The following is a 24852-nucleotide window of genomic DNA, read 5'->3' as shown; positions in this document are numbered from 1 at the left end:
CCGACCGCGGTGCCGCGCGGTCAGCGTGCTGCGCCGGCCAGAGTGCCGGTCACGGGGCCGGCCGGGTCGGTGATCAGGCAGGAGACGTCGGGGCCGGCTCCACCCCAGCTCTGCTCGGTCGGTGTCAGATAGGCGAAATCGAGCGAGGACGAGCGGTAGTCGATCAGGGCGAACTCCGCGAACCGGGACTCGCAGCCTGATTCGGCCGCTGCGGTCACCGAGTCGTCGCCGGGGAAGGCGTCGCCCGGTACCTTGAACCGGCCGAAGACCTCGAAGTCGTGGCTGTCGGCACAGTCGACGACCGGAACGGTCGAGGCGGTCGCGTCCAGTCCCTCCCAGGCCTCGCGCAGGCAATCCCCGACCAGCAGGGTCGACACCTCGGTGACCTGGCCGAGAGCGGAGGCCGGCACGGGCGCCACGCTCCGCACCGGGGTCGGCAGCATGTCTCCGATCACGCTGCAGCCGCTGAGGGCGCCGGTCATCACGCCGGCCGTCAGGACCAGCATCAGCGACCTGACGCCGGGACGAGGGCGCACGGGGGAACGCCGGCGAGCAGGCTGGCGGGCCGACGAGCGGGCAAGCGGCGAGGGCATGGGGTGGGGACTCGGTTAGCGCGCCGGCAGGGTGGGGGGCGCCGCGGCATCCGTTGTCGGAGCTGCCCCGCAAAGGACCTGCAGTGCCGGCTCGTGCAGCAGGCCGTTGGTGGCCAGCGCGCTGCCGTGCCAGGGGCCGGACTGGCCGTCGGCCGAGGTGAACCGGCCACCTGCCTCCTGCACAATGGGGGCGAGGGCGGCCATGTCGTAGGGCTGCAGGTCGTATTCCGCGACGATGTCGAGGAGCCCCTCGGCGAGGAGCATATACGACCACATGTCGCCGTAGGCACGGGTGCGCCAGACCTGACGGGACAGCGTGACGAGCTCGTCGAGGTGTCCGGTCTGGTCCCACTGCTGGATGCTGTTGTAGCTGAGTGAAGCGTCGGCGAGCTCGGCGACACCGGACACCTGCAGCCGCACGGGGGCGGCGCCGGGAGTGCGCTCATCGGTCATCCAGGCGCCGCCACCGGAGCGGGCCCACCAGCGTTTGCCGAGGGCGGGGGAGCTGACCACTCCCACCACCGGGATGCCGTCGACGGCAAGGGCGATGAGGGTGCCCCAGATCGGGATGCCGCGGAGGAAGCCGGCGGTGCCGTCGATCGGATCGATGATCCACTGGCGCACGCTCGTGCCCTCGGTGCCGAATTCCTCGCCGAGGATACCGTCGGCCGGGCGGCGTTCGGCCAAAGCCGTGCGGATGGCACGCTCGACGGCCTGGTCGGCATCCGTCACCGGGGTGCGGTCGGGTTTGGTCGTCACGACGAGGTCCATCGCGGTGAACCGGTCACGCGAAATCGCATCGGCCAGATCGGCGAGCTCGATCGCTTGCAGAAGGTCGTCGTCGAGGGAGTAATTCTGAGTCTGGGTCACAGTCCAAGACTAGTAATTCTGGCGCGACTCACCGGTTTGTGCCTCGATTGGCGCCGGGGGCAATCCGGCTGTTAGTATCTAGAGTCGGTTCGGGTCGCCCCGGATCGGAGAGAAAAAGAATAAGCACCTCTAGCTCAATTGGCAGAGCAACTGACTCTTAATCAGTGGGTTCCCGGTTCAAGTCCGGGGGGGTGCACCATCAGGAAAAGGCCAGGCCCGTTGCAAACGGGACCCGGCCTTTTTTGTACTCGCTAGCCTGATTTGCAGTCCACAGAACCTTCAGCGTAAGGCGGAAAAAATCAGATCTGCACGAGCCACTAAGGACAGGTCCCACGCGGTTCGAATCTGGCACGATGTCATAGTCAATTGGCTCCTGGCATCGCCCCTGATCATCAATGGGGCGCATCGGTCTCGGCTGCTCAGCCTTGCCGGGATGAACGTCAGAGGTTCCCGAGTGTTGAAAGGGGTCTCGTTCGGATCCAGGATGGTCGTTCTGAAGCCCGGCGCCTTCGTGAATGAGGGCTGCTACTTCGACGGGAATGAGCGCGTGGTCATCGGGCGCGCGGCTGTGGCCCAGGGTGTGCGATTCGTCACGAGCACCCATGAGATCGGACCAAGCGAGTTCCGAGTCGGGCCGCTGGTGACCAAGCCCATCCATGTCGGCGATGGAGCCTGGATCGGTGCCTTCGCCACCATTCTGCCCGGTGTCACGATCGGCAATGGGGCCATCGTGGCCGCCGGCAGCGTGGTGACCAGGGACGTTGAGCCCAACACCGTCCATGGTGGCGTGCCGGCTCGACTGATCAGGTCGCTGGAGGGCTAGCTGACCCGGTGATCGAACAAGCCTCGCCGAGATAGAACTGAACTTCGAAAAAACATTGACAAATAGGTGACAGACTCTCGACTACACCTACTATTCCTGGTATTCTCGAATCATGACCACCACCGCAGACGACCTCAGACAGGCAACGGATGCCGTCGCCCGCCTGGGCTCCTCCTGCGCCGACTACGAGGCTCTTCCCGACGCCGAAGTGCTGGCCGGTCAGAGGCAGATCGCGGCAGCCCGGCGGCTTCTCGACACCCGCTCGGCGTGGATGGCCGCGACCATCGCCCGTCGCTCCCGGCCCGAGCTCGGCCACTCCGGCCTGGCCGCCCAGCAGGGGTTCCTCTCGCCCGAGGCACTGATCCAGACGGTGACCGGGTCGACGAAGAACGACGCGTTCAAGCTCGTCGCGGTCGGCACGATGATGGCCGATGCTGAAGCGGCGGAGAAGCTCGTCGAGGCGGCCCTGGAGTCGCCCGACGCGGATCCCGGTCTCGTCGCCGCTTTCGAGGCGAAGGTGCCCTGGCAGGCGCCGATCGCCCGGGCCGTCACCGAGGGCACTCTCTCGGTCGATGCGGCCGAGTCGATCCGTTCCGGCCTCGGCGAGATCGATGCCGCGGTCACCGCCGACAAGCTCGGCACCGCCCTCGATTCCCTCCTCGTCGAGGCCGCGTCACTGAACGCAGATCAGGTCTTCAAGCTCGCCCGCCGCCTCCGTGACCAGCTCGACGAGGCCGGCATCGCCGCCCGCGAGAAGCAGGCCCACGACGACCGGTTCCTGCGGGTCTACCGGCTGGGAAACGGCAAGGTGCGCTTGCACGGCCTCTTCGCCCCCGAAGACGGCGAGTTCGTGCTCTCGACTTTCGACTCCGTGACCAGCCCCCGCCGCGGCGGGGTACGCTTCGTCGACAAGGAGAAGGCCGCCTGGGCCAAACGTGTGCAGGACGACCCGCGCAGCACCGAGCAGATCGCCGCCGACGCCCTGGTGCAGTTGCTGAAGATTGCCGGTGAGGCCGACCAGGGCCGGGTCTTCGGCGGGCGCCGCCCCGCGGTTCGGGTCATCGTGACCGAAAAGGCGCTGACGCCGGGCCAGCCGGCCGCCCCGGAGACCGCCGAAGCAACCGAAACCCGCGAAGCCGCCGCCCACGGGCAGATCGAGGGAAACCCCGTTCCCATCTCGCAGGAAACCATCGACCGGCTGCTCTGCGACACCGGAACCCGCGGCATCCAGGTTGACGACACCGGACAGATCATCAACGTCGGCCGTGACCAACGACTCTTCACCGAAGCGCAGCGCGCCGCGATGGGGGTCCGCGACGGGGGCTGCCGGTGGGTCGACTGCGATAGATCGCCCGCGTGGACCGAAGCGCATCACATCAACGAATGGTTGAAAGACAACGGCTACACCGACCTCGCCGACGGAGTGCTGCTCTGTCACCCGCACCACCTGTTGCTGCACAACCAGCACTGGAGCATCATCCGCACCGGCAACGACTACTGGCTCCGGCCACCGGTCGAGGTCGACCCGGAGCAGATCCTCATCGCGCTGCCGAGCAAGCGGGCGACGCTGTAGGAGTTGGTGTCTGGTGTCTGGTCTCGACGGGCTTGACCGCCGGGTGGGTCTCGACGGGCTTGACCGCCGGGTGGGTCTCGACGGGCTCGACGATCGGCCGGGGCTATTCTGTCTGCGGTGCCACCGAGGTGGCACGAACGATGCCAGTCGAGACACGAGACGTGAGGAGAACGGATGCTGTCGAGCTACCTGATCGCCGAAGCCCACGGACACATCCGGGGCATCGTGCATGTCGTGCTCGAGGATGCCGACGAGCAGCTGCTGACCTTCCGCCCCGACCCGGAGGCGAACAGCATCGCATGGCTGATCTGGCACCTGACCCGGGTGCAGGATGACCACCTGTCCGAGATCATGAACGAGGAGCAGCTCTGGGAGAGCGCCGGCTGGGCTGACAGGTTCGCGCTCCCATTCGACCGAGCGGCCACCGGCTACGGGCAAACCGCTGAGGAAACTGGGCAGGTGCGCGCTGACGCATCCGTTCTGGCCGGATACTACGACGCCGTGCACTCCCGCACCGTCGCCTGGCTGCCGACTTTCACCGCGGCAGATTTCTCCCGCGTCGTCGACACCCGGTGGACCCCGCCGGTCACCCTAGCGGTGCGCCTGATCAGCGTTCTCGCCGACGATCTGCAACATGCCGGCCAGGCTGCCTACGTGCGTGGGCTCGCGGAACGGGCAGGGCGGTGAGAGCCCACGCAGTGAGACACACCGCCCACGGGACCGGTCACTGCGTCAGCCGCTTCCAGGCATACTCGTTCTCCGGCCGGCCCGGTGTTCCGTAGCGAGGCGACCGGTCCAGCGACCCGGTGTCGGCCAGATGCTCCAGGTAGCGCCTGGCCGTCACCCGCGAGATTCCCAGCTGTTCCATGACCTCACTGGAGGAGACCGGGGCGGTCTGCAGCTTGAGGAACTCGATCACCGCGCCGAGGGTGCCCTCCGACAATCCCTTCGGCCGGGGCAGTTCGGTGGGCGTGCGCAGGCTGGCAAAGGCGTGATCCACATCGGTCTGGCTGGTCACCACGGACTGGCTGCCCAGCTGCTTCCGGAACTCCCGGTACTGCACCAGCTTCTGCGCGAATGTCGCATACGTGAACGGTTTGATCAGGTACTGCACGATCCCGGCCGCGACGGCACCCCGCACGATCTGCAGTTCGCGCACCGCCGTGATGGCGATGATGTCCGTGGTCAGGCCGGCCGCGCGCATCCGTCGGCTCACGTCGAGGCCATGCAGATCCGGCAAGGTCATATCCATCAGCACAAGGTCGATGGGCGTGCCGGCGGACGCGGCGGCGGTGAGGGCGCGCAGCGCGGAGTGGCCGTTCCCGGCCGTGCCCGCGTGCACGAACCCGGTCAGCCGACCGAGATAGGCCGCGTGAGCCTCGGCCGCGATGGCTTCGTCTTCGACGACGAGCACACGGATATCCCCGTCAGCCATGGAAGCCCGTCGTCCTCGTCGCGAGGCCGGGTTCGTCCGCCGCGCGGGACGGCGCCGGCTGCCAGGGGAGGGTGACCGTGAACACGGCCCCGTCGCGGCGGCTGATGCCCAGGCTGCCGCCGAGCCGGTTCACGGTCTGCCGCACCAACGCGAGGCCGAGGCCTCGGCCGAAGGTGCCGGGTTCCTTGGTGCTGTAGCCACGACGGAGGATGTCGGTCACGGCGTCCGGGGCGACGCCGGGCCCGGAATCGGCTACCTCGATCACCACCGCTGTGCCGGTGGACGTCACCGCGAGGTGTACCCGGCGAGGAGCCTCCCCGCCGGCGGCAGCGTCCAGCGCGTTGTCGACCAGGTTGCCCACGACCGTGACCAGGTCCTGTGCCGACAGTCCTGACTCGGCGAGCGTGCCCGCGGCCTCGACCGTGAGCAGCACCCCCAATTCGCTGGCCTGGGCGAACTTGCCCATCAGCAGGGCGCTGAGCACGGGCTCGTCGACCGAGTCGATCATGTCGTCGGTGAGCTGCTGGCTGAGCTCCAGGTCCTGGGTGGCGAAATCGAGGGCTTCGGCGCCACGACCGAGCTCCATCAGGGAAACGATGGTGTGCAGGCGGTTGGCGTGCTCATGAGTCTGGGCGCGGAGGGCATCCGAGAGCGTGCGCATCAACCGCAGCTCGCTGTCGAGCGACTGCAGGTCGGTGTGGTCGCGGATCGTGGCAACCCAGCCCATCGGAGCGGGTTTGGTTCGACCGCTGCCCGGTTTCAGCGCCGGCTGCTGGCTGACGACCAGCACGCGCTCGTCGGTGACGTAGATCTCGTCCAGGGTCGGACGGCCGCTCTGCAACAGGTCGCTGAGGGCCGGCGGAAGGTTCAACCGGTCCAGGCTCTGGGTGGTGGTCGCGGCGGCGGACGCCCGTTCTGCGCCCATGGGGCGTGGCGGCAGGCCGAGCAGCCGGGCGGCCTGATCGTTGTACAGCACGACCTCCCCGGTCAGGCCGACCAGCACGAGACCCTCCCGCACGGAGTGCAGCACGGAGTCGTAGTACACGAAGAGTTGGGCGAGCTGCTCGGGACCCCAGCCGAGCGTGACCCGGCTGAGGTAGCGGCCGAGGAACCACGCGGCGACCGTGCCGGCGGCCAGCAGGATCAGGGCCACGCCGAGCACGGCCGGCAGGCGCGCGCTCAGGGCGATGGACAGGTTGCTCGTCTTGACGCCCGCGGCCACCAGAGCGAGCACCGTGCCATCGTCGTCGGTGACCGGCACGACGGCCCGCACCGACGGCCCCAGGGTGCCGGTGGTCACCTCCGTGAACGCCTCCCCGGACAGGGCCGGCTCGACGGCACCGATATAGGGCTGGCCGATCTCCGACTCGGTCGGGTGGGTCCAGCGGGTGCGGTCGGGCGACATGATCGTGATGAAGTCGAGGGAGGCATCCGCCGTGACGGCCAGGGCGTAGGGCTGCAACACCGCACTGGGATCGGCCGTGCGGCTGGCGTCCTGCACGAGGGGGTTGTCGGCAATGGTGCTGGCGACCGACAGCATCCGTTCCTCGGTCGCCACGAAGCCGCGGTCTCGGGCGTCGACGAACGCTGCGGTGCCCACGAACACGGTCATCGCGATGATGAACAGGGCGTTCGCCAGAAACAGGCGGCGCGCGATGCTCCAGCCTGGCCCCATTGCATCCTTCTCTCGCGTGCACACCGTGGTGCTGCGGCCGGTCGTGACCAATATGACCGCAACAGTGACGCGGGCGCTTCGGTCGACCAGTGTGAAATGCACCACGGATGGCCCGGACGCACCAGCGCCCCACCCCAGCCTAGTTACTAGACAAAGGAGTCTTTTATGGCGTCACTGCCTCCCGCTCGTGTCGACAAGTCCACGAAAAAGTTGGACAAGTCCCACTACCTGTACATGGCGGTCATCGTCGCCGTGATTCTCGGCGTCGTCGTCGGGCTGCTCTTCGGCGGCAAGGACGGCTTCGCCGTCTCGCTCAAACCGCTCGGCGACATCTTCATCGCGCTGATCAAGATGATGATCTCGCCGATCATCTTCTGCACCATCGTCCTCGGCATCGGATCCATCGCGAAGGCGGCCACGGTCGGCAGGATCGGCGGGTTGGCCCTCGGCTACTTCCTGATCATGTCCACCTTCGCCCTCGCGATCGGTCTCTTCGTGGGCAACCTGGTCAAGCCGGGCGCGGGGCTGGACCTCAACGCGACCGCGTTCGTGCCGCCGGAGGCAGCGGAGACGAACTTCTTCCTCGGCATCATCCCCACCACCCTGTTCTCGTCGCTGACCGCCGGCAACATCCTGCAGACTCTGCTTGTCGCCCTGATCGCCGGCTTCGCCCTGCAGAAGATGGGTCCGGCCGGCAAGCCGATCCTCGAGGGCATCGCGCACGTGCAGGCCCTGGTCTTCCGCATCCTGATCATGGTGATGTGGCTCGCGCCGATCGGTGCCTTCGGCGCCATCGCCGCCGTCGTCGGCGCGACCGGTATCCAGGCCGTGATCAGTTTGTTCACCCTGATGGGTGCCTTCTACGCGACCTGCATCCTCTTCATCGTGGTCATCCTGGGCGGGCTGCTCAAACTGGTCACCGGCGTCAACATCTTCAAGCTGATGCGTTACCTCGGCCGCGAATACCTGCTGATCTTCTCGACGTCCTCCTCCGAGGCGGCCCTGCCGCGGCTGATCGCCAAGATGGAGCACCTGGGCGTCTCCAAGCCCGTCGTGGGCGTCACGGTCCCCACCGGCTACTCCTTCAACCTCGACGGCACGGCGATCTACCTGACCATGGCTTCGCTGTTCATCGCCACGGCCATGGGTCAGCCGCTCGCCCTGGGGGAGCAGATCGGGCTCCTCGCCTTCATGATCATCGCCTCCAAGGGTGCCGCCGGCGTGTCCGGTGCCGGCATCGCGACCCTCGCCGCCGGACTGCAGGCCCACGCTCCGCAGCTGCTCGACGGGGTCGGCTTCATCGTGGGGATCGACCGGTTCATGTCCGAGGCCCGCGCACTCACGAACTTCACCGGTAACGCCGTGGCCACCGTGCTGATCGGTTCCTGGACCAAGGAGATCGACCGTGATCAGGTCGACCGCGTGCTCAGCCGGGAGGAACCGTTCGACGAGACCACCATGATCGCCCACCACCACACGCCGAGCGCCGCCGAGACGGCGGCCACGACGGAGAAGGCCGCCCAGACGGCGGCGCTCACGGTCTGATCCTGCTCCGGCACGGATGTCCGCGGCGCAGGTTGTGGAAGTGGGCGCACGTTCTATCGTGCGCCGGCTTCCACAACCTGCGCCGCGAATGCGTTAACCTGCGCGGTGGGAGTTAACCGAAACGAAACCTGAGCGTCACCCGCACCGGCTGAACCAGCCCTTATCGTTGCCGTAACCCGCTGCGGGTCGCCACCCTCTTCACCGCAGCACCCCGAGCGCCGACGACGCCGCACGGTGCGTGTCCGCACGCCGGAGAGCCCCTACCTCCGGCCACCGCGAGTCACCCGCCCCCGCCGGAGTCGCCACGCGTCGTCTTCCGGCCTACCCGCAGCGCCCGTCTCCTCTTCCCCGAAAGAGAACACCGAATGACGACCCTTCATTCGCGGCCGCAGCTTTCTGCGCCCCCGCTCCAGATCGAAGCCCCGCACCCGGCCGCAACCTCCGACCTGGCCCCTGCCTCCTCAGCGGTGCTCCGGCCGGAACCGTCCCTGCTCGCCCGGCCGCCGGACCCCGGCCGGGCCCAGTCACCCTCGCTGGTGATGCTCGTGCTGATCGCGACCCTCGGCATTCTCGCCTACGCGAATTTCCTGCTCAACCCGTCCAACCGCGGAGACTGGCTGCCCTACTCGATGGTGCTCCTCGCCGAATCGATCCTGATCGTGCAGGCACTGCTGTCAATGTGGACGATTCTGTCCGCCTCCAGGGACCCGCGTGACTTCGCCTTCCACCTGGCGAGGGAGAGCCTGTTCCGTTCGAGGGAGATCGCCCGCGATGGATTCTCGCTGGCTCCCCACCGCTGGGCGATGTACCTCGGCGACGCCCCGATCACTGTGGACGTGTTCATCACCACCTACGGAGAAGACCCGGCGGTCATCCGTCGCACGGTCACCGCCGCGGTCGCCCTTCGCGGTGCGCACACGACCTGGGTGCTCGACGACGGACGCTCCGACGCGGTACGCGAGCTGGCAGCCGAGGCCGGGGCGCGCTATCTGCGACGCCTGAGCAGCAACGGGGCGAAGGCCGGCAACGTGAACCATGCGCTGGCGTTGAGCAAGGGCGACTTCTTCGTGATCTTCGACGCCGACTTCGTGCCCGACCCCGAATTCCTGGTCGAGACCGTTCCGTTCTTCACGGATGCCTCGGTCGCCTTCGTGCAGACACCGCAGTCCTACGGCAACCTGCACACGGTCATCTCCCGTGGCGCCGCGTACATGCAGTCAGTCTTCTACCGCTTCATCCAGCCCGGCCGCAACAGGTTCAACGCGGCCTTCTGCGTGGGTACCAACGTGATCCTGCGCCGCACCGCCATCGACGACGTGCACGGGCTCTACACCGGGTCGAAGTCGGAAGACGTGTGGACGACCCTGATGCTGCACGAACGGGGCTGGCACACCATTTTCATCCCCCAGGTGCTGGCCGTCGGCGCCGCCCCGGAGTCGGTGGAGGCCTACACCAAGCAGCAACTACGCTGGGCGACCGGCGGGTTCGAAATCCTGTTCCAGCACAACCCGCTGAGCTTCCGGCGCCGGCTCACCCTCGACCAGCGGTTGCAATATCTCGTCACGGGCACGTTCTACTTCACCGGCATCTGCCCGCTGCTGCTGCTGCTCGTGCCGCCGCTGGAGATCTTCTTCGATCTGCGCCCGATGAACCTCAGCACGACGGTGTTCACCTGGCTGCTCTACTACGCCGGCTTCTACGTGATGCAGATCCTGCTGGCCTTCTACACGATGGGATCGTTCCGTTGGGAGACGCTCATGCTCGCCACGGCATCCTTCCCCATCTACGTGGCTGCGCTGGTCAATGTGCTCGTCGGTCGGGAGCAGAAATGGAGTGCCACGGGCGACCGGTCACGGGCCAGTTCGCCATTCAATTTCATGATTCCGCAGGTGTTGTTCTTCGTCTTCCTGCTGCTCACCTCGGTCGTCGCCATCTGGCGGGATGTGGGGAACGGCGTGCCGACCCTGGCCATGGCGTGGAACGTGACCAACACCATCGTGCTGGGCAGCTTCGTCGTTGCGGCCGCCCGCGAGGCCCGGCTGCAGCGCCGCGCCGGCAGGGCGGTGATCCGATGACCTGGCAGAGCCGACTCAAGCTGGTCGTCGGGCTGATCGGCGTGTTCGTGCTCGTGGCAGGGCTGACCCTCGTGTTCAATCAACGCCAGGCTCAGGCCACCAGCCGGTCGGCCGCCATCGAGGCGGAGCGGTTCCCGGTGGGCACCGACTACGGCGGCACCGTGCTCGAACGTTTCGTCAGCGAGAACGAGCGCGTGCTCGCCGGCCAGCCCCTCTTCACCCTGCAGAGTGCCAGCCTGCAGGCCGACCTGGCCGAGGGACTGATCAAGGCGAACACCATCGCCTATTCGGTGACGACGGATGGCGTGATCACCCTCACCGCAGCCGTCACCGGAACCGTCTCGGACATCACGACCGAGCGCGGCTCCTTCGTTCAGGCCGGCCAGGTCCTGGCCACTGTCGACCGGGAGGGTTCGCTGTTCGTTTCGGCGGAGTACGTTCTGTCGAGCCGGGACTACTCCAGGATCGAGGAGGGTGCAGAGGTGGACATCCTGTTGCCGAACCAGCGGATGGTGCGCGGCACGGTGGAATCCCTCGACGTGGAGACCCAACTCGGCCAGGCCAGGACCCTGGTGCGCGTGACCAGCACCGGGCTCAGAGATGGTGAGGACAACGGCCTGGTGGCCCGCGGAACGCCGGTGACCGCGCGACTGCTGCTGCGGGACGACGGGATTCTCGCCGGGGTCGGAGACGGTTTCGTCGACTTTCTGCGCAAGATCGGACTCTGAGATGCATCGTCTCATCCGTCGGGCGACCACCCTGCTGACGGCGCTGCTGGTGAGTGTGCTGCTGCTGACCGGTTGTGAACCGGCGGCGGGCCCGTCTGGCCCGCCGCCCGGTGCCCGCACGTCGAACGCGGAGGGCAGTGGTGCGGAGGCGGGCAGCACGGAGGTTGTGAGCAGCGACGTGGCAATCGGGCCACTTGTCGGCGCCGTACCGCAGCGCACGCTGAAGCCGCTGCCTGCGGCCCGCCTGGCACCGGGGCTGATCCCACCGACGAACCGCTGGTTCTCGGGCCTCGTCTACGGGCAGCCGTCGATGCCCGTCTTCCCGCTGCCATTGTCGTTCCGGCTGGATGCGGGCGGATTCGCGTTCGGTGTGCCGACCGTCACAACATCCGCCAAGCTGATCGCGGGCGGCTTCACCGGGCACATTGCTGCGGACCTGGGTGCCGACACGCAGACCGTGACCGCCTATGACGAGGCGTCTGTCACCATCACGGCCCGCCGAAACGGCACAGACCTCGGGCGCACCGTGATCGCCCGGGGCTCGCCTTTCGTCACCTTCACGGCGGAGCAGCCCACTGTCGTCTCGTTGGGAACCTCGTTCGCCGCCGCCGCCGGGGCGGGCCGCGCGTGGACCGCGACGATCGCCGGCAGCACCTACGGACTGGTCAGCGGGGGAGTGCTGGATCCGGCGGGAACCGCGCTCACTCTGCAAACCGATCAGGTTGCTACCTGGTTTGCGCTCGCCGAGGGTGGGGCGCTCGCCGACTTCGTCGCCGCGGCCGGGCATCCGATCACCGCCACGGATGTCGCCTACGAGCTCGCCGATGGCCGGGCCCGCACCCGGCTCTCCTACCAAACCGCGGACGGCGGCGACACGCTCGCGGTGGCCATGCCGCACCAGTCCGGGCAGTCCGCGAGCCGGTGCGACGCGGGAACGTACCCCAGCATCTTCGGCGAACTTCGCGTCTGCGCCGGTGCCAACCTGGACTGGTCGGTCGACGAGGTGACGCCGAAGGGATCACTCGACCTCTCGGGCGTCGACGAGACCTGGCGGGTTCGCCTGGCCAAGCAGGTGGAGGAGGACATCGCGGCATCACCCGGCTTCGCCGCCGACACCTACTTCGGTGGAAAGTCCCTGTTCCGGGCCGCCAATCTGCTCAGTATCGCCGAGCAGGTCGGGGCCGACGACGCCGCCGCCGAGATCCGCGGCCGACTCGTCGACGCCCTCACCGAATGGACCGAGCCGGGCGGATGCCTCCAGCGCGACCAGCGCTGTTTCGTCTACGACCCCGAGGCATCCGGCGTTGTGGGGCTGACGCCCTCCTTCGGCTCCGATGAGTTCAACGACCACCATTTCCACTACGGATACTTCCTCTACGCCGCGGGGGTCGTGGCTGCCAGCGACCCCGCGCTGGCCGAGCGCTGGGCGCCGGTGCTCAACCTGCTTGCAGCCGACGTGGCCACCAGCGCGCCGAGCCGCTACTTCCCCGTGCGCCGCGTCTTCGACGCCTACTCCGGCCACTCCTGGGCGGGCGGAACAGCCCCGTTCGGCGACGGCAACAACCAAGAATCAAGTTCAGAGGCCGTGACCGCGTGGAACGGCCTGGCCCTCTGGGCCGCGGCGAGCAACCAGCCCGGCCTCGCGGCCGACGCCGGGTGGATGCTGTCGGCCGAGGCTGCATCCGCCCGCGCCTACTGGACCGACTTCCCTCTCGACCCGGTCAGTCAGAGTGCCTTCGAACACACCATCACCTCGTTGGTCTGGGGTGGCAAACGCGACTACGCCACCTGGTTCAGTGCCGAGCCGAGCGCCATGCTGGGCATCGTGGTGCTGCCGATGAGCCCGGTTGCCGACTATCTGGGCGTCGATCCGGCCCGGGTGCGGGTCAACCTGGCCGACTCGGCACCCGATGGCTACGACGTGCTTTTCGGGGACTATCTGCTGATGTACTCGGTGCTGGCCGGGCCGGAATCCGCTGCCGCGGCCCTCGACCTCGCCATTGCGCTGCCCGATGAGCGCATCGATGACGGCAACAGCCGGTCCTACCTGCTGGCGTGGATTCTGGCGCACCAGAAGCCCTGACATCGAAGATTCTTCGACGCAAAAGCCCCCTGTGTTACCGTTGGAGCTGGTCTTACGACCCTTCACCAGGACGCGAATGTGCAGCCGACGACCCTATCGGGACCGGCCGCCTCGTATGGTGAGGCCCTGACGGAAGCGATCCCAATGATCGCCCCAGCCCACGCTGTCCATCGCGTCGAGGCCGGTCACGGCCTACCCGTCCGACACAGCGTGCATCCGTTTCGTCGGCCGTGATTCGGCCCCGCCCGGTGTGCACCGGGAGAATCCGTGACCGAAACTATTGCCGTGAAGGCAGATCGACTGTACAAAGCGTTCGGGCGTCGCCCGCACGAGGTCGTCAAGAAACTGAAGGCTGGGGCAAGCCGCGACGCGGTGTCCTCGCTGGGTACCGCCGCCGTCATCGACGCCTCCTTCGAGGTGCGCCGCGGCGAGATCTTCGTCGTGATGGGGCTGTCCGGTTCGGGCAAGTCCACCCTGATCCGCATGCTCAACGGGCTCCTGGACGCCACGTCCGGCACCGTGACCGTGGCAGGCCAGTCGATCACCGGCATCTCCGCAGCAGCGCTGCGTGAGGTGCGCCGCAAGAACATCTCCATGGTCTTCCAGCATTTCGCGCTGCTGCCGCACCGCACGGTGATCGACAACGTCGCCTACGGTCTCGAGGTGCAGGGGATCGGCCGCGAGGAGCGACTGGCCAGGGCGCGCACGATCATCCGCCTGGTGGGGCTCGACGGCTGGGCTGACAGCCTGCCCTCGGAGCTGTCCGGCGGAATGCAGCAGCGCGTCGGCCTCGGCCGAGCCCTTGCCGCCGACACCGACGTTCTCCTGATGGACGAGGCCTTCTCCGCCCTCGATCCGCTGATCCGCCGCGAAATGCAGGAACAGCTGATCGAGCTGCAGGCTGAGCTGGGCAAGACCATCATCTTCATCACCCACGACCTCAACGAGGCCATGTTCCTCGGCGACCGCATCGCCGTCATGCGCGACGGCAGGATCGTGCAGATCGGCACGCCCGAGGAGATCCTGACCGACCCGGCCAACGACTACGTCGCCCAGTTCGTGCAGGATGTCGACCGCGCCCGGGTGCTGACCGCGGCCAGCGTGATGGAGCCTGTTCGGTCCGTTGTGACGATCACCGGCGGCCCCCGTGCGGCGCTTCGCACCATGCGGGACCTGCAGACCTCCGCCACGTTCGTGCTGAACCGCGACCGCAGCTTCGCGGGTGTGGTTCGTGACCGCGACGTGCTGGGGCAGGTCAAGGCCGGTGAGACCGACCTCCGCGCCATCGTGCGCACGGATGCGATCTCCGTCAGCCCGGACACCCCTCTGGTCGACCTGGTCGAACCGTCGGTCGGCAGCGACCTGGCCATCGCCGTGGTCGATGAGAAGAACCGGCTGCTCGGCGTCATCCCGCGGGTGACCCTGCTGGCCGCACTCGGCAACGTGAGCACGAACACGGGCGACCTGCCCGTGATCGAGCCCCCGGCGACGATCTCCATCAGCGTGATCACCGAGACACTCCGCGACACCGCTCTGGAAGGAGCCGACCTGTGAACGACTTCCGACTTCCCCTGGGCACCCTCGTCGAGGGGTTCATCGACTACGTCACCGAGACCTTCGGCTTCTTCTTCGGCTTCATCAAGGTGGTCTTCGACGGCGCGTACGAGTTCGTCGACCTGCTGCTGGTCTCACCGCCCTTCTGGGTGATCGTGCTGCTCGCGGCGGGGCTGGCCCTGGCCACCCGCGGCTGGAAGTTCATGGCCGGCTCCATCGTGGGACTGCTCGTGATCGTGGGCGTCGACCAGTGGGAGAACGCGATGGACACCCTCGCTCTCGTGCTCGTCGCCAGCCTGCTCGCGATCGCGTTCAGCGTGCCGCTCGGCATCCTGGCTGCGAAGTCCAGCGTGGCGTCGGGCATCATCCGCCCGATCCTCGATTTCATGCAGACCATGCCGGCCTTCGTCTACCTGATTCCCGCGCTGATCCTGTTCCGCGTGGGCGTCGTGCCCGGCATCGTGGCCACGATCATCTTCGCGATGGCTCCCGGTGTGCGCCTGACTGAGCTGGGCATCCGCGGTGTCGACCACGAGGTCGTCGAGGCCGGAGCGGCCTTCGGCGCCTCGCCGTGGCGCATCCTGCGCCAGATCCAGTTGCCGCTGGCGATGCCCACCATCATGGCCGGCGTCAACCAGGTCATCATGCTCTCGCTGTCGATGGTCGTCATCGCTGGCATGGTCGGCGCCGGCGGCCTGGGCGCCCAGGTGGTCGCCAGCCTGAACCGCATCGACGTGTCGCTCGGTTTCGAAGCCGGTCTGGCCGTCGTGATCCTCGCCATCTTCCTCGACCGCCTCACGGCGGCGCTGGGCACCGGCGACACTCCGGTCGGCCGCATCCTGACGGCCCGCAAGCGCCGCGCCCAGCAGGCGCTGGCCGCATGAACCGCACCCACACACTGACCTGCCGAATCACCTGATTCTCTGCTTGACCCCGGTCGCCCGCGAGGGTGACACGAAAGGAAATACATGAAGAACCGATCACTGTCCCTCATCGCCCTCGGAGCTGTCGGGCTCCTCGCTCTCAGCGGCTGCGCCTCCGCCGAGGCCGCCGTCGTCGGCGACGGCAACAAGGACCAGAAAGACATCACCATCGCTGTGTTCAACGGCTGGGACGAGGGCGTCGCGGTCTCCGAACTGTGGAAGGCCATCCTCGACGAAAAGGGCTACAACGCCGAGTTGGAATACGCCGACGTCGCCCCCGTCTACTCGGGTCTCTCCAGCGGCGACTACGACCTGAATATGGATGTCTGGATGCCGGAGACCCACGCCGCCTACGTGAAGGAGTACGGCGATGACATCGTCGACCTCGGCGCGTGGAACGAGGAATCCCGGTTGACCATCGCGGTCAACGAGGATGCCCCGATCGACTCCCTCGCCGACCTCGCCGCCAACGCGGACAAGTTCAACAACACCATCGTCGGCATCGAGCCCGGCGCCGGACTGACCCTGGCCACCACCGACCGGGTCATCCCCACCTACGGCCTCGAGGACATGGAATACCTGACCTCCTCGACCGCCGCCATGCTCACCGAGCTGACCGCCGCCACGAAGGCCGGAGAGAACATCGTCGTCACCCTGTGGGAACCGCACTGGGCCTACGGCTCCCTGCCGATCAAGACGCTCGAAGACCCTGAGGGCACCCTCGACAACACCGAGGCCCTGCACAGCTACGCGAAGGCCGACTTCGCGAAGGACTTCCCGCAGGCCACCGAGTGGATCAAGGGATTCGAGATGGACCTCGACAAGCTGTACACGCTCGAGAAGGCCATGTTCGTCGACTACGACGGCCAGGACTATGAGCCGATCGTGGCGAAGTGGATCTCCGAGAACCAGGAGTACGTGGACTCGCTGACCAGCAAGTAACACGGCAACCCGCGCTCCGTATGAGCCGGATCAGAAGGGCTCAGGTCACCACGACCTGGGTCCTTCTCTCTTTTTCCGGTCGATGACAGTTACCGGGACGTTGTCTGTCACCGACGCAGAGCGGATGCGATCAGGCCGGCCCAGGCTGCGACCCGGGTGTCCTCGCCCGGCGCCAGGGCACCGGCGCGTTTGTCGACCTTGAACCCCGTCGGTGGCGCCACGACATGGGCTCCGGCCTTCTCCAGCGCGCGGGACATACGGCCTGCAGAATTGCCGTGAAGCGACCGGCGCGCCCGGGTGTCGAAGGCGGCGGCCCGAACGCCCCTCAGCGTGCCGGGGCGGAGTTGGGCGAGGAAGGCCTGCAGTCGGGGCGGGGAGCGCCAGCCGGCGACCGGGCTGCCGACCACGAGCAGCTTCACGCCGGTCAGACTGTCTGGGCCCAACCCCGCGACCGGAACCGCGCTCGTGCCCTCGCCGAGTTCGACGGCAACGGTCTCGGCAACGGACTCTGTGGTGCTGGACAGCACAGCGGTGTCGGAGTTCACATCAAAGATGACCAGGATGCTCACGCCGTCCTCCACTGATCGGGTGCTGACCGGTTCAGTGTGCTCCGCCACCGCAGGCCGGGCAAGGCCGTCGGCTACGGGGTGCGCTCCGTCAGGAATTCCGCGAGTTCGCGGCTGATTTCGGCGGCCACGACATCCGTCGACGCGGTGGCCACGCCGTCACCGTTCTCCACGCCGTAGTCGCCGAACCGTGCGTGGTTGGCGCCCTCGATTTCGACGAAACGGGTGTCCGAGGGGAGAAGGTCGGCGCTGTCGGCGATATCTTCCGGGGTGCTCAGTCCGTCGGCGCTGCCGCTGATGCTGAGCACCCTCAGGTCGGAGCGTTGCGGTGGGGCCGCGCAGTAGCTGCCGAACAGCACCAGCCCGGCGACCGCGGGGTCGTCCGCCAGCATGCAGGCCCGCACGCCGCCGATCGAGTGGCCGCCCACGAACCAGGTCGAGACGTCGGGGACGGCGCCGGTGAAGGTGGACAGCGGGCGCTGGTCCAGGATGGCGAGGTTGAGCACCGGCTTGGCGATCGCGACGGTCACCCCGGTGCGTTCGACCGTGCCGGCAAGCTTGTAGAGGTAGGCGTAGGGGTCGACGCGAGCGCCGGGAATGAAGACCAGCCCGGTGTCTTCGGCCCCGACCGTGTCGTCGACGGGCGCGAGGATGACGGCCGTGGGCGTGTCGGTGACGCTCACGTTCGGGTTGGCGAACACCTGATCGGCCGCAGCCCGGTCGGCGACGCGCACCGTGTTCGCCCAGGCCAGGAACACGATCACGACGAGCGCGAACGCGGTCAGGCTCCACCAACCGCCGGCACGGATGCCGCGTTGCAGCCGCCCGGGGCGCCGCGCCGGGGGGAGGGTGGCCGGTCGGTTCATCGGGCTGACGTTCATCGCACTGCGCTCTTCAGGTTCGTGGTCGGTGCGGCCGAATCTGCCGCTCTCCTCCAACCTAGCCCGTGGACGGAATTCAGTCGTCCCTAGCCCGTGGACGGAATTCAGTCGTCGAGGCCGCGGGCGGCCAGGGCCTCGCCGATCGCATCCGCCGCGTAGAGCGAGCGGACGACCACCGGCACCGCCAGGGCGAGCAGGGACCCCTGGGTGCCTCGTGCCCGGCGCGCCTCGATGACCTCGGCCACGATCTCGGCGACGAGGGGGATGCAGCGCAGGGTGAGGGCGAGGAGCAGGCCGACGCGGTCGGCGTCGACCCAGCGCCGCAGCGGCCGGAGCAGCTTCTGGAATCCCTCGAGCACGGCGGTGACCGTGGTCGTCAACGTGAACAGTGCCGCCAGGGCCACGGCGATCAGGAGCCGACCCGCCATCAGGCCGGCCGTGGTCCAGCCGGCGAACAACGCCTGCAGCGGCACAGCGATCACCAGGATCCACAGGATCGGCCCGATCTGCTTCCAGGCCGCGCGGAGGGGAACGCGCGCCACCAGGAACAGTGCCCCAACAAAGACCAGGCACAGGCCGAGCTGCCAGAGCTCGCCCACCAACCCGACGCCCAGCACCGCGAGGGAGAGCAGCACGAGCTTGAGCAGCATCGGCGCACGGTGCACCAGCGAGTGGCCGGGGTAGTAGAGACCGATCATGCGGGCCCGTTCATGCCAGCAGCTGACTGTAGGCGCCGAGCGCGGCATCCGGTGCATCGTCGGCAACCACCCGGCCGTCCTCGATCACGATCACCCGGTCGAAGTCGGCGAGCAGGTCGAGCTGGTGGGTGACCACGATGACCTGCTGGCTCAGGCCGAGCAGGAGTTCGGTGATGCGCCGGGCGTTGCGGGCGTCGAGCAGCGTGGTCGGTTCGTCGGCCACCACGATTGCCGGCTCCGCCACGAGCACCGCCGCCAGGGCAAGCAGCTGCTTCTGGCCGCCCGACAGCCGGTGGGCCGGATGGTCGGCGTGCTGGTCGAGCCCGAAACGCTCGAGCGCGGCCTGGGTGCGGGTCGCGATCTCGAGCGGAGTGAGCCCTCGCCGGCGCAGAGTGAAGGCCACGTCTTCGGCGACGGTGGGCATCACGATCTGATTGTCCGGGTTGGTGAAGATGAACCCGACCTGCCGGCGCACCGCCTTGGTGTGCCGGGCCACGTCGAGGCCGCCGACGGTCACGGTGCCCGTGTCGGGCGTGATCAGGCCGTTGATCAGGCGCACCAGGGTGGACTTGCCCGAGCCGTTCGCCCCGACGATGCCGATGCGCTGTTCGGTGAGACTCAGACGGATGCCTCGCAGCACCATCCGTTCGCCGAAGGCATGCGAGACGTCATCGAAGTCGATCGTGCTCATGGCGTGGTGGTGACTGCTCCGGCGGTCGCATCGGCGGGGGCGGCGCCGGCGGTGTGACGTCGGGTGGGGATCAGTCCCGGGTAGGCCTTGTGCACCTGCCGGGCCACCAGCACGGTCACGACCACCTTGACCAGGTCGCCGGGCAGGAACTTGGCGGCGTCGACGAGCGCGACCCAGATCGGCAGACCCAGATTGATCGCGGTGAAGGGCACACCGATCAGGTAGATCACGACGACGCCGCCGAGGGCGGTGGCGCAAAGCGCCGCCCAGAGCCGGTACCGGGGGAGGAGCCGCCCGGTCAGGTAGCCGATGACCAGGGCGCCGAGCAGCCAGCCGTAGAGGTAGCCGGCGGACGGCGAGGTGGTGAACCAGACAATGCCGCCCCGCCCTCCGGACAGCAGGGGCAGACCCGCCGCAGCGAGGGCGAGCAGAAGCAGCACGGCGAAGAAACCCTTGCGCGCCCCGAGTACGGCACCGGCCAGCATCACCCCGAGGGTCTGGAAGGTGATCGGCACGGCGACGGCCCCGATGCTCAGGGCGCCGGGCAGGCCGAGCGCGGCGATGAGGGCGGCGAAGATGGCGATCTGCGCCAAGTCTCGAACGCTCAGGATGCGGGGGGCGGGGGTGCGGGCAGGGTGGGTGCTGGCAGTCATGTCCTTCAATCTAGGATTCGGCGGCACCCCGATCCCGAAGAAGACCTACAAAGAATGCTGCTGAACTCTATAGCGGCCCGTCTCCGTCCCCGTCTCCGTCCCCGTTCCCATTCCCATTCCCATTCCCATTCCCATTCCCATTCCCGCCCTCGGCCGAGGTCGGGGTGGCCGCTGGCCGGGGTTTCTGCGGGTAGAGCGTCTCCCCGCGCGCAAGCATGTCGATGTAGGTCGTAATCTTCGCGGCGCGAGTCTTCGGCCGTTTCACACTGCCGAGGCGGAACAGGATCGCGAACCGGTTCTGGGCTGTGAGCGTCCGGAAGAATTCTGCGGCAGCCGGGTTGGCATCGAGGGCGGCCTGGAGGTCATCGGGAACGGGACTCTCCTTCTGGCTGTATGCCGCCTCCCAGCGGCCGTCGGCCTTCGCGCGGTCGACCTCCGCCAACCCGGCCGGCTGCATCCGCCCCTCGGCGATGAGGGTTAGGGCCGAATCCCGGTTGCGCTGGGACCACAGGCTCCGGGCCCGCCGCGGGGTGAATCCCTGCAGGAAATAGTCGGCGTCGAGGGCGCCCGACTGCCCGTCGATCCAGCCGAAGCACAGGGCCACTTCGAGCGCCTCCGGATAGGTGATCCCCGGCGCGGATGAGTTCTTCTTGCGCAGCTGCAACCGGATGCCGTCGTGCCTGAGATTGCTTTCCAGCCACGCCGCCCACTCCGCCGTGGTGGCGAACAGCAGTACTGGTTTGTCGGAATGGGCGACCATGGCGCCCATAGTAGGGGTCCTCGCCGCCGGGGCAACCGCCGCCCTGCGCCGCCGCGGGGGTTCGCAGCCTTCGACGGCCCTCCTCCGGTGATCGAGCCTGTCGAGACCCGGCGGCCCTCCTTCGGTGGTCGAGCTTGTCGAGACCTGGCGGCCCTCCTTCGGTGGTCGAGCTTGTCGAGACCCGGCGGCCCGCCTTCGGTGGTCGAGCTTGTCGAGACCGGCGGCCCGCCTTCGGTGGTCGAGCTTGTCGAGACCCGGCGGCCCTCCTTCGGTGGTCGAGCTTGTCGAGACCCGGCGGCCCTCCTTCGGTGGTCGAGCTTGTCGAGACCTCGTAGAACACGACTTCGATATTCGTTTAAATTTTGGTGATAGACTCTCGACTACACCTACTAACTCTGGTATTCTCGACGCATGACCACCACCGCAGACGACCTCAGAACGGCGACGGATGCCGTCGCTCGCCTGGGCTCGTCCTGCGCCGACTATGAGGCACTCGCCGATGCCGAAGTGCTGGCCGGTCAGAGGCAGATCGCGGCAGCCCGGCGGCTCCTCGACACCCGGTCCGCGTGGATGGCCGCAATCATCGCCCGTCGCTCCCGGCCCGAGCTCGGCCACTCCGGTCTCGCCGCCCAACAAGGCTTCCTCTCGCCCGAGGCGCTGATCCAGACGGTGACCGGCTCAACCAAGAACGACGCGTTCAAGCTCGTTGCGGTCGGCACGATGATGGCCGATGCCGAGGCGGCGGAGAAACTGGTCGAGGCTGCCGTGGACGCACCCGACGGCGATCCCGGTCTCGTCGCCGCTTTCGTGGCGAAGGTGCCGTGGCAGGCGCCGATCGCACGGGCGGTCACCGACGGCACCCTCTCGGTCGATGCGGCCGAGTCGATCCGCGCGGGTTTGGGCCAGCTCGACGCGGCGGTCACCGCCGAGAGGCTCGGTACCGCCCTCGAATCCCTCCTCGTCGAGGCCGCGTCACTGAATGTCGACCAGGTCTTCAAACTCGCACGGCGCCTGCGCGACCAGCTCGACGAGGCCGGCATCGCCGCCCGCGAGAAGCAGGCCCACGACGATCGGTTCCTGCGGGTCTGCCGGCTCGGCAACGGCAAGGTGCGCCTGAACGGGCTCTTCGCTCCCGAAGACGGCGAATTCGTCCTTTCCGTGTTTGACTCCGTGACCAGCCCTCGCCGTGGCGGGGTGCGTTTCGTCGACAAAGAGAAGGCCGCCTGGGCGAAACGTGTGCAGGACGACCCCCGCACCACGGAGCAGATCGCCGCCGATGCCCTGGTGCAGTTGCTGAAGATTGCCGGTGAGGCCGACCAGGGCCGGGTCTTCGGCGGGCGCCGCCCCGCGGTTCGGGTCATCGTGACCGAGAAGGCCCTGAAGCCGGGCCAGCCAGGCACCCCGGAGGCCGCCGAAGCAACCGAAACCCGCGAAGCAGCCGGTCACGGGCAGATCGAGGGTAGCCCGGTCCCGGTCCCGGTCTCGCAGGAGACCATCGACCGGCTGCTCTGCGACACCGGAACCCGCGGCATCCACATCGACGACACCGGCCAGATCATCAACGTCGGCCGTGACCAACGCCTCTTCACCGAAGCGCAGCGCGCCGCGATGGGGGTCCGCGACGGGGGCTGCCGGTGGGTCGATTGCGATCGATCACCCGCGTGGACCGAAGCGCACCACATTAAGGAATGGCTCGCCGAAAACGGCTACTCCGACCTTGCCGACGGAATACTCCTCTGCCACCCGCACCACCTGCTCCTGCACAACCAGCACTGGACGATCATCCGCACCGGAAACGACTACTGGCTCAAACCACCCGTCGAGGTTGACCCGAAGCAGGCCGTGATTGCGCTGCCGAGCAAGCGGGCGGGGCTTTAGGGGCTGGTCCTGGTCCTTGGTCTCGACAGGCTCGACCACCGTCGCGGGAGTCTCTGGAGGGCGGGTTGCCGGGTCTCGACAGGCTCGACCGCCGTCGCGGGAGTCTCTGGAGGGTGGGTCCCCGGGTCTCGACAGGCCCCGGGTCTCGACAGGCTCGACCACCGTCGTGGGAGCCTCTGGAGGGCGGGTTGCCGGGTCTCGACAGGCTCGACCACCGGGTCTCGACAGGCTCGACCACCGGGTCTCGACAGGCTCGACCACCGGGTCTCGACAGGCTCGACCACCGTCGTGGGAGCCTCGGGCGGGTTCGGCGCCGGGTCTCGACAGGCTCGACCACCGGGGAGGGGAGCCTCGGGCGGGTGGCTCGCCGGGTCTCGACAGGCTCGACCACCGGGGAGGGGAGCCTCGGGCGGGTGGCTCGCCGGGTCTCGACAGGCTCGACCACCGGGGAGGCGAACCTCCGGAGGGTGGCTCGCCGGGTTGAGGGAGCGGCAGAGGTCAGGCGACGAGCCGGGCGTGGCCCTTCGAAGAATCGGCGGAGAAGCGCGGCAGCGTGACTGCAGGCATGACGATCTCCGGTTCGGCCCACACAGAGATGGGGGCCGGAGTGAAGGGCAGGGACGTGGGTTCGGCGATGACCTCGCCGCGCAGCACAGAGGTTTCGGCGCGCAGCACTGCTGCCAGAGACGACGCGATCTGGTGCGCCTTGAGACCGTGGAAGATCACGTCCGTGTCGTCGGCGCTGCGGGGAACGAGGGTCCATTGACCCTGCGTGCCGACCAGTCGGGCGATCTGGGTGTGCAGGAGCTCAAAGACCTGAGCATCGCTGAGCTCGGGAACAGGCGGGGGAGTGACCGGTGCGACCGGTACGACGCGACGTCGACGACCAAACATCCGGAGCCCCTTTCGGCAATCGTGCCCGTGAACTTCCCAGTGTGTCGCTGCCCGAGCATCGAACCCGGCTGACACGCCGGGCGAGAGTCGAGTTAGGTCTCGATCTGACGGTCGTCGGCATCCTGAATGACCGTTCCGATGGCGACGGCGGCGCTGAGCATCCAGCCGATCCACATCAACGCCAGGCGCCAGTCACGGGGACCGGTCCGTGTGGCGTGCAGGATGTTCCATCCACCGGCGAGAACGCCGATCATTGCGCTGCTGAAAACGAACTTTCGCATGTAGACCTCCGGTGCCTACGCTAACCCGGATAGCGCCTGGCTGCGTATTCCCCGACAATCTGACCGATCGGACAGGCTCTGACCGATCGGTCAGCTAGCGTTTGCCGGGTGACTTCTGACGCATCCGTGCCCCCACCCGCGAACGCCCGTCCGAGTGCCAGCGTCGAACTGCGGGCCACGGCGCTGGAACAGTTCGCCTCGGTCGGCTTCGCCGGAACCTCGTTGCAGCAGATCGCCGACGCGGCGGGCTACTCGAAGTCGAGCGTGCTCTACCACTTCGCCTCCAAGGAAGCCCTGCTCGAAGAGGTTCTGACCCCGGCCATCGACCGGCTCGAGGCCATTCTCGAGGTCTTCCTGGCCACAGCGGAAACCGTCGAGAGCCGACGACGATTCGTCAACGACTTCATCGACTTCATCCTCGAATTCCGACTCGAGCTGCACACGTTCATCAATCAGTCCCAGTCGCTGCGCGGCATTCCCGTCATCGACCGGGCGGGGGTGCTGATCGTACGTCTGTCCGACACGCTCTGCCACGGCGAGGCCAGCACGGAGGACCGCATCCGTTTCGGTATCGCCCTCGGCGGCGCCGCATACACACTCGTCGCCGGAATGACGTTCCTCGGCCAGGAGATCGCACCGGCCGACGAAATTCGACCTGCCCTGCTGGTCGTCGTCACCGAATTGCTTGCCCCCGTCACCGTTCGCACCACCCCGTCCCGGAAGTAGCACCC

Annotated in this window: 23 protein-coding genes, 1 tRNA gene and 1 pseudogene; 13 read left to right on the top strand and 12 right to left on the bottom strand. The window is 67.7% G+C overall.

Annotation, left to right across the window (positions count from 1 at the left end; genetic code table 11):
• Nucleotides 1-20: 20 nt before the first annotated feature.
• A complete protein-coding gene (locus E3T49_RS11035; protein WP_166785527.1) occupies nt 21-506 on the bottom strand; it encodes a septum formation family protein in 486 nt (161 codons plus the stop codon).
• A 102-nt stretch (nt 507-608) separates the two neighbouring features.
• Complete coding sequence (locus E3T49_RS11030) at nt 609-1463, bottom strand: inositol monophosphatase family protein (RefSeq protein WP_134424960.1); 855 nt, start codon at nt 1461-1463, stop codon at nt 609-611.
• A gap of 123 nt (nt 1464-1586) precedes the next feature.
• Here E3T49_RS11030 and E3T49_RS11025 point away from each other — a divergent pair.
• The 4 genes and pseudogenes from E3T49_RS11025 to E3T49_RS11010 all read left to right on the top strand — a co-directional run bounded on the left by E3T49_RS11025 (nt 1587) and on the right by E3T49_RS11010 (nt 4546).
• Nucleotides 1587-1662: transfer RNA gene (locus tag E3T49_RS11025), tRNA-Lys, on the top strand.
• 459 nt (nt 1663-2121) lie between these two features.
• Nucleotides 2122-2271 (top strand): annotated as a pseudogene (locus tag E3T49_RS16845) (DapH/DapD/GlmU-related protein); the annotation flags it as partial.
• Nucleotides 2272-2398: 127 nt separating this feature from the next.
• Nucleotides 2399-3859: a DUF222 domain-containing protein gene (locus tag E3T49_RS11015; protein ID WP_134424958.1), complete on the top strand. Its 1461-nt coding sequence runs from the start codon at nt 2399-2401 to the stop codon at nt 3857-3859.
• Between the two features lie 174 nt (nt 3860-4033).
• Nucleotides 4034-4546 carry a mycothiol transferase gene (locus tag E3T49_RS11010; RefSeq protein WP_134424957.1) on the top strand — a complete coding sequence of 171 codons (513 nt, stop codon included), beginning with the start codon at nt 4034-4036 and terminating at the stop codon, nt 4544-4546.
• Between the two features lie 37 nt (nt 4547-4583).
• Here the strand turns inward: E3T49_RS11010 and E3T49_RS11005 are convergent, their stop codons facing one another.
• Together E3T49_RS11005 and E3T49_RS11000 are read right to left on the bottom strand one after the other, a co-directional pair.
• The gene (locus E3T49_RS11005) at nt 4584-5294 is read right to left on the bottom strand and encodes a response regulator (RefSeq protein ID WP_134424956.1); all 711 of its coding nucleotides are present in this window, start codon (nt 5292-5294) and stop codon (nt 4584-4586) included.
• On the bottom strand, nt 5287-6969 hold the full coding sequence (locus E3T49_RS11000) for a sensor histidine kinase (RefSeq protein WP_134424955.1): 1683 nt from the start codon (nt 6967-6969) through the stop codon (nt 5287-5289). The genes E3T49_RS11005 and E3T49_RS11000 overlap by 8 nt, the downstream gene beginning before the upstream one ends.
• A 165-nt stretch (nt 6970-7134) precedes the next feature.
• Here E3T49_RS11000 and E3T49_RS10995 point away from each other — a divergent pair, with 165 nt between their 5' ends.
• The 7 genes from E3T49_RS10995 (at nt 7135) to E3T49_RS10965 (ending at nt 16819) form a co-directional block, all read left to right on the top strand.
• Nucleotides 7135-8514, top strand: a complete 1380-nt coding sequence (locus E3T49_RS10995) for a cation:dicarboxylate symporter family transporter (RefSeq protein ID WP_134424954.1) — start codon at nt 7135-7137, stop codon at nt 8512-8514.
• A gap of 365 nt (nt 8515-8879) precedes the next feature.
• Nucleotides 8880-10589, top strand: coding sequence for a glycosyltransferase family 2 protein (locus tag E3T49_RS10990; RefSeq protein ID WP_134424953.1), 1710 nt, complete (start codon nt 8880-8882; stop codon nt 10587-10589).
• Complete coding sequence (locus E3T49_RS10985) at nt 10586-11317, top strand: HlyD family efflux transporter periplasmic adaptor subunit (RefSeq protein ID WP_134424952.1); 732 nt, start codon at nt 10586-10588, stop codon at nt 11315-11317. The genes E3T49_RS10990 and E3T49_RS10985 overlap by 4 nt, the downstream gene beginning before the upstream one ends.
• Before the next feature lies 1 nt (nt 11318).
• On the top strand, nt 11319-13400 hold the full coding sequence (locus tag E3T49_RS10980) for a glycosyl hydrolase (RefSeq protein WP_134424951.1): 2082 nt from the start codon (nt 11319-11321) through the stop codon (nt 13398-13400).
• A 285-nt stretch (nt 13401-13685) separates the two neighbouring features.
• Nucleotides 13686-14954 (top strand): quaternary amine ABC transporter ATP-binding protein, encoded by a 1269-nt coding sequence (locus tag E3T49_RS10975; RefSeq protein WP_241972771.1) that lies wholly within the window; start codon nt 13686-13688, stop codon nt 14952-14954.
• Entirely contained in the window at nt 14951-15838 is an 888-nt protein-coding gene (locus E3T49_RS10970; RefSeq protein ID WP_134424949.1) for an ABC transporter permease, read from the top strand. Before E3T49_RS10975 ends, E3T49_RS10970 begins: the two co-directional genes overlap by 4 nt.
• An 84-nt stretch (nt 15839-15922) precedes the next feature.
• Nucleotides 15923-16819 (top strand): glycine betaine ABC transporter substrate-binding protein, encoded by an 897-nt coding sequence (locus E3T49_RS10965; protein WP_134424948.1) that lies wholly within the window; start codon nt 15923-15925, stop codon nt 16817-16819.
• A 107-nt stretch (nt 16820-16926) separates the two neighbouring features.
• Here E3T49_RS10965 and E3T49_RS10960 read toward each other — a convergent pair whose 3' ends face one another.
• The 6 genes from E3T49_RS10960 to E3T49_RS10935 form a co-directional block, all read right to left on the bottom strand.
• On the bottom strand, nt 16927-17388 hold the full coding sequence (locus E3T49_RS10960) for a flavodoxin family protein (RefSeq protein ID WP_134424947.1): 462 nt from the start codon (nt 17386-17388) through the stop codon (nt 16927-16929).
• A gap of 71 nt (nt 17389-17459) precedes the next feature.
• The gene (locus tag E3T49_RS10955) at nt 17460-18266 is read right to left on the bottom strand and encodes an alpha/beta hydrolase (protein WP_241972770.1); all 807 of its coding nucleotides are present in this window, start codon (nt 18264-18266) and stop codon (nt 17460-17462) included.
• Between the two features lie 104 nt (nt 18267-18370).
• Nucleotides 18371-18964 (bottom strand): CbiQ family ECF transporter T component, encoded by a 594-nt coding sequence (locus E3T49_RS10950; RefSeq protein WP_134424946.1) that lies wholly within the window; start codon nt 18962-18964, stop codon nt 18371-18373.
• Nucleotides 18965-18974: 10 nt separating this feature from the next.
• Nucleotides 18975-19655, bottom strand: coding sequence for an energy-coupling factor ABC transporter ATP-binding protein (locus E3T49_RS10945; RefSeq protein ID WP_134424945.1), 681 nt, complete (start codon nt 19653-19655; stop codon nt 18975-18977).
• Entirely contained in the window at nt 19652-20308 is a 657-nt protein-coding gene (locus tag E3T49_RS10940; protein WP_134424944.1) for a biotin transporter BioY, read from the bottom strand. The genes E3T49_RS10945 and E3T49_RS10940 overlap by 4 nt, the downstream gene beginning before the upstream one ends.
• A gap of 67 nt (nt 20309-20375) precedes the next feature.
• The gene (locus E3T49_RS10935; RefSeq protein WP_134424943.1) at nt 20376-21068 is read right to left on the bottom strand and encodes a YdeI/OmpD-associated family protein; all 693 of its coding nucleotides are present in this window, start codon (nt 21066-21068) and stop codon (nt 20376-20378) included.
• 411 nt (nt 21069-21479) lie between these two features.
• On the opposite strand from E3T49_RS10935, the gene E3T49_RS10930 reads away from it, so the two are divergent.
• A complete protein-coding gene (locus tag E3T49_RS10930) occupies nt 21480-22946 on the top strand; it encodes a DUF222 domain-containing protein (RefSeq protein ID WP_134424942.1) in 1467 nt (488 codons plus the stop codon).
• A gap of 498 nt (nt 22947-23444) precedes the next feature.
• Here E3T49_RS10930 and E3T49_RS10925 read toward each other — a convergent pair whose 3' ends face one another.
• Nucleotides 23445-23840, bottom strand: coding sequence for a hypothetical protein (locus tag E3T49_RS10925; protein WP_134424941.1), 396 nt, complete (start codon nt 23838-23840; stop codon nt 23445-23447).
• Between the two features lie 92 nt (nt 23841-23932).
• Entirely contained in the window at nt 23933-24121 is a 189-nt protein-coding gene (locus E3T49_RS10920; protein WP_134424940.1) for a hypothetical protein, read from the bottom strand.
• A gap of 108 nt (nt 24122-24229) precedes the next feature.
• Here E3T49_RS10920 and E3T49_RS10915 point away from each other — a divergent pair, with 108 nt between their 5' ends.
• The gene (locus E3T49_RS10915; RefSeq protein ID WP_241972769.1) at nt 24230-24847 is read left to right on the top strand and encodes a TetR/AcrR family transcriptional regulator; all 618 of its coding nucleotides are present in this window, start codon (nt 24230-24232) and stop codon (nt 24845-24847) included.
• Nucleotides 24848-24852: the final 5 nt, after the last annotated feature.

It is taken from the genome of Cryobacterium cryoconiti (assembly GCF_004403065.1).
Lineage (GTDB): Bacteria > Actinomycetota > Actinomycetes > Actinomycetales > Microbacteriaceae > Cryobacterium > Cryobacterium cryoconiti.
The sequence above is the reverse complement of the archived record's forward strand: the minus strand, read 5'-3'. Positions and strand labels throughout refer to the sequence as shown.

Excerpts from the sequence above, each read along its gene's own strand:
- E3T49_RS10940 (WP_134424944.1), bottom strand. The coding sequence starts at position 20,308 with ATGACTGCCAGCACCCACCCTGCCCGCACCCCCGCCCCCCGCATCCTG.
- E3T49_RS11005 (WP_134424956.1), bottom strand. The coding sequence starts at position 5,294 with ATGGCTGACGGGGATATCCGTGTGCTCGTCGTCGAAGACGAAGCCATC.
- E3T49_RS10950 (WP_134424946.1), bottom strand. The coding sequence starts at position 18,964 with ATGATCGGTCTCTACTACCCCGGCCACTCGCTGGTGCACCGTGCGCCG.
- E3T49_RS11035 (WP_166785527.1), bottom strand. The coding sequence starts at position 506 with ATGCTGGTCCTGACGGCCGGCGTGATGACCGGCGCCCTCAGCGGCTGC.
- E3T49_RS10925 (WP_134424941.1), bottom strand. The coding sequence starts at position 23,840 with ATGTTTGGTCGTCGACGTCGCGTCGTACCGGTCGCACCGGTCACTCCC.
- E3T49_RS10920 (WP_134424940.1), bottom strand. The coding sequence starts at position 24,121 with ATGCGAAAGTTCGTTTTCAGCAGCGCAATGATCGGCGTTCTCGCCGGT.
- E3T49_RS10935 (WP_134424943.1), bottom strand. The coding sequence starts at position 21,068 with ATGGTCGCCCATTCCGACAAACCAGTACTGCTGTTCGCCACCACGGCG.
- E3T49_RS10980 (WP_134424951.1), top strand. The coding sequence starts at position 11,319 with ATGCATCGTCTCATCCGTCGGGCGACCACCCTGCTGACGGCGCTGCTG.
- E3T49_RS10965 (WP_134424948.1), top strand. The coding sequence starts at position 15,923 with ATGAAGAACCGATCACTGTCCCTCATCGCCCTCGGAGCTGTCGGGCTC.
- E3T49_RS10995 (WP_134424954.1), top strand. The coding sequence starts at position 7,135 with ATGGCGTCACTGCCTCCCGCTCGTGTCGACAAGTCCACGAAAAAGTTG.
- E3T49_RS11015 (WP_134424958.1), top strand. The coding sequence starts at position 2,399 with ATGACCACCACCGCAGACGACCTCAGACAGGCAACGGATGCCGTCGCC.
- E3T49_RS11010 (WP_134424957.1), top strand. The coding sequence starts at position 4,034 with ATGCTGTCGAGCTACCTGATCGCCGAAGCCCACGGACACATCCGGGGC.
- E3T49_RS10990 (WP_134424953.1), top strand. The coding sequence starts at position 8,880 with ATGACGACCCTTCATTCGCGGCCGCAGCTTTCTGCGCCCCCGCTCCAG.
- E3T49_RS11000 (WP_134424955.1), bottom strand. The coding sequence starts at position 6,969 with ATGGGGCCAGGCTGGAGCATCGCGCGCCGCCTGTTTCTGGCGAACGCC.
- E3T49_RS10985 (WP_134424952.1), top strand. The coding sequence starts at position 10,586 with ATGACCTGGCAGAGCCGACTCAAGCTGGTCGTCGGGCTGATCGGCGTG.
- E3T49_RS10955 (WP_241972770.1), bottom strand. The coding sequence starts at position 18,266 with ATGAACGTCAGCCCGATGAACCGACCGGCCACCCTCCCCCCGGCGCGG.
- E3T49_RS10930 (WP_134424942.1), top strand. The coding sequence starts at position 21,480 with ATGACCACCACCGCAGACGACCTCAGAACGGCGACGGATGCCGTCGCT.
- E3T49_RS10945 (WP_134424945.1), bottom strand. The coding sequence starts at position 19,655 with ATGAGCACGATCGACTTCGATGACGTCTCGCATGCCTTCGGCGAACGG.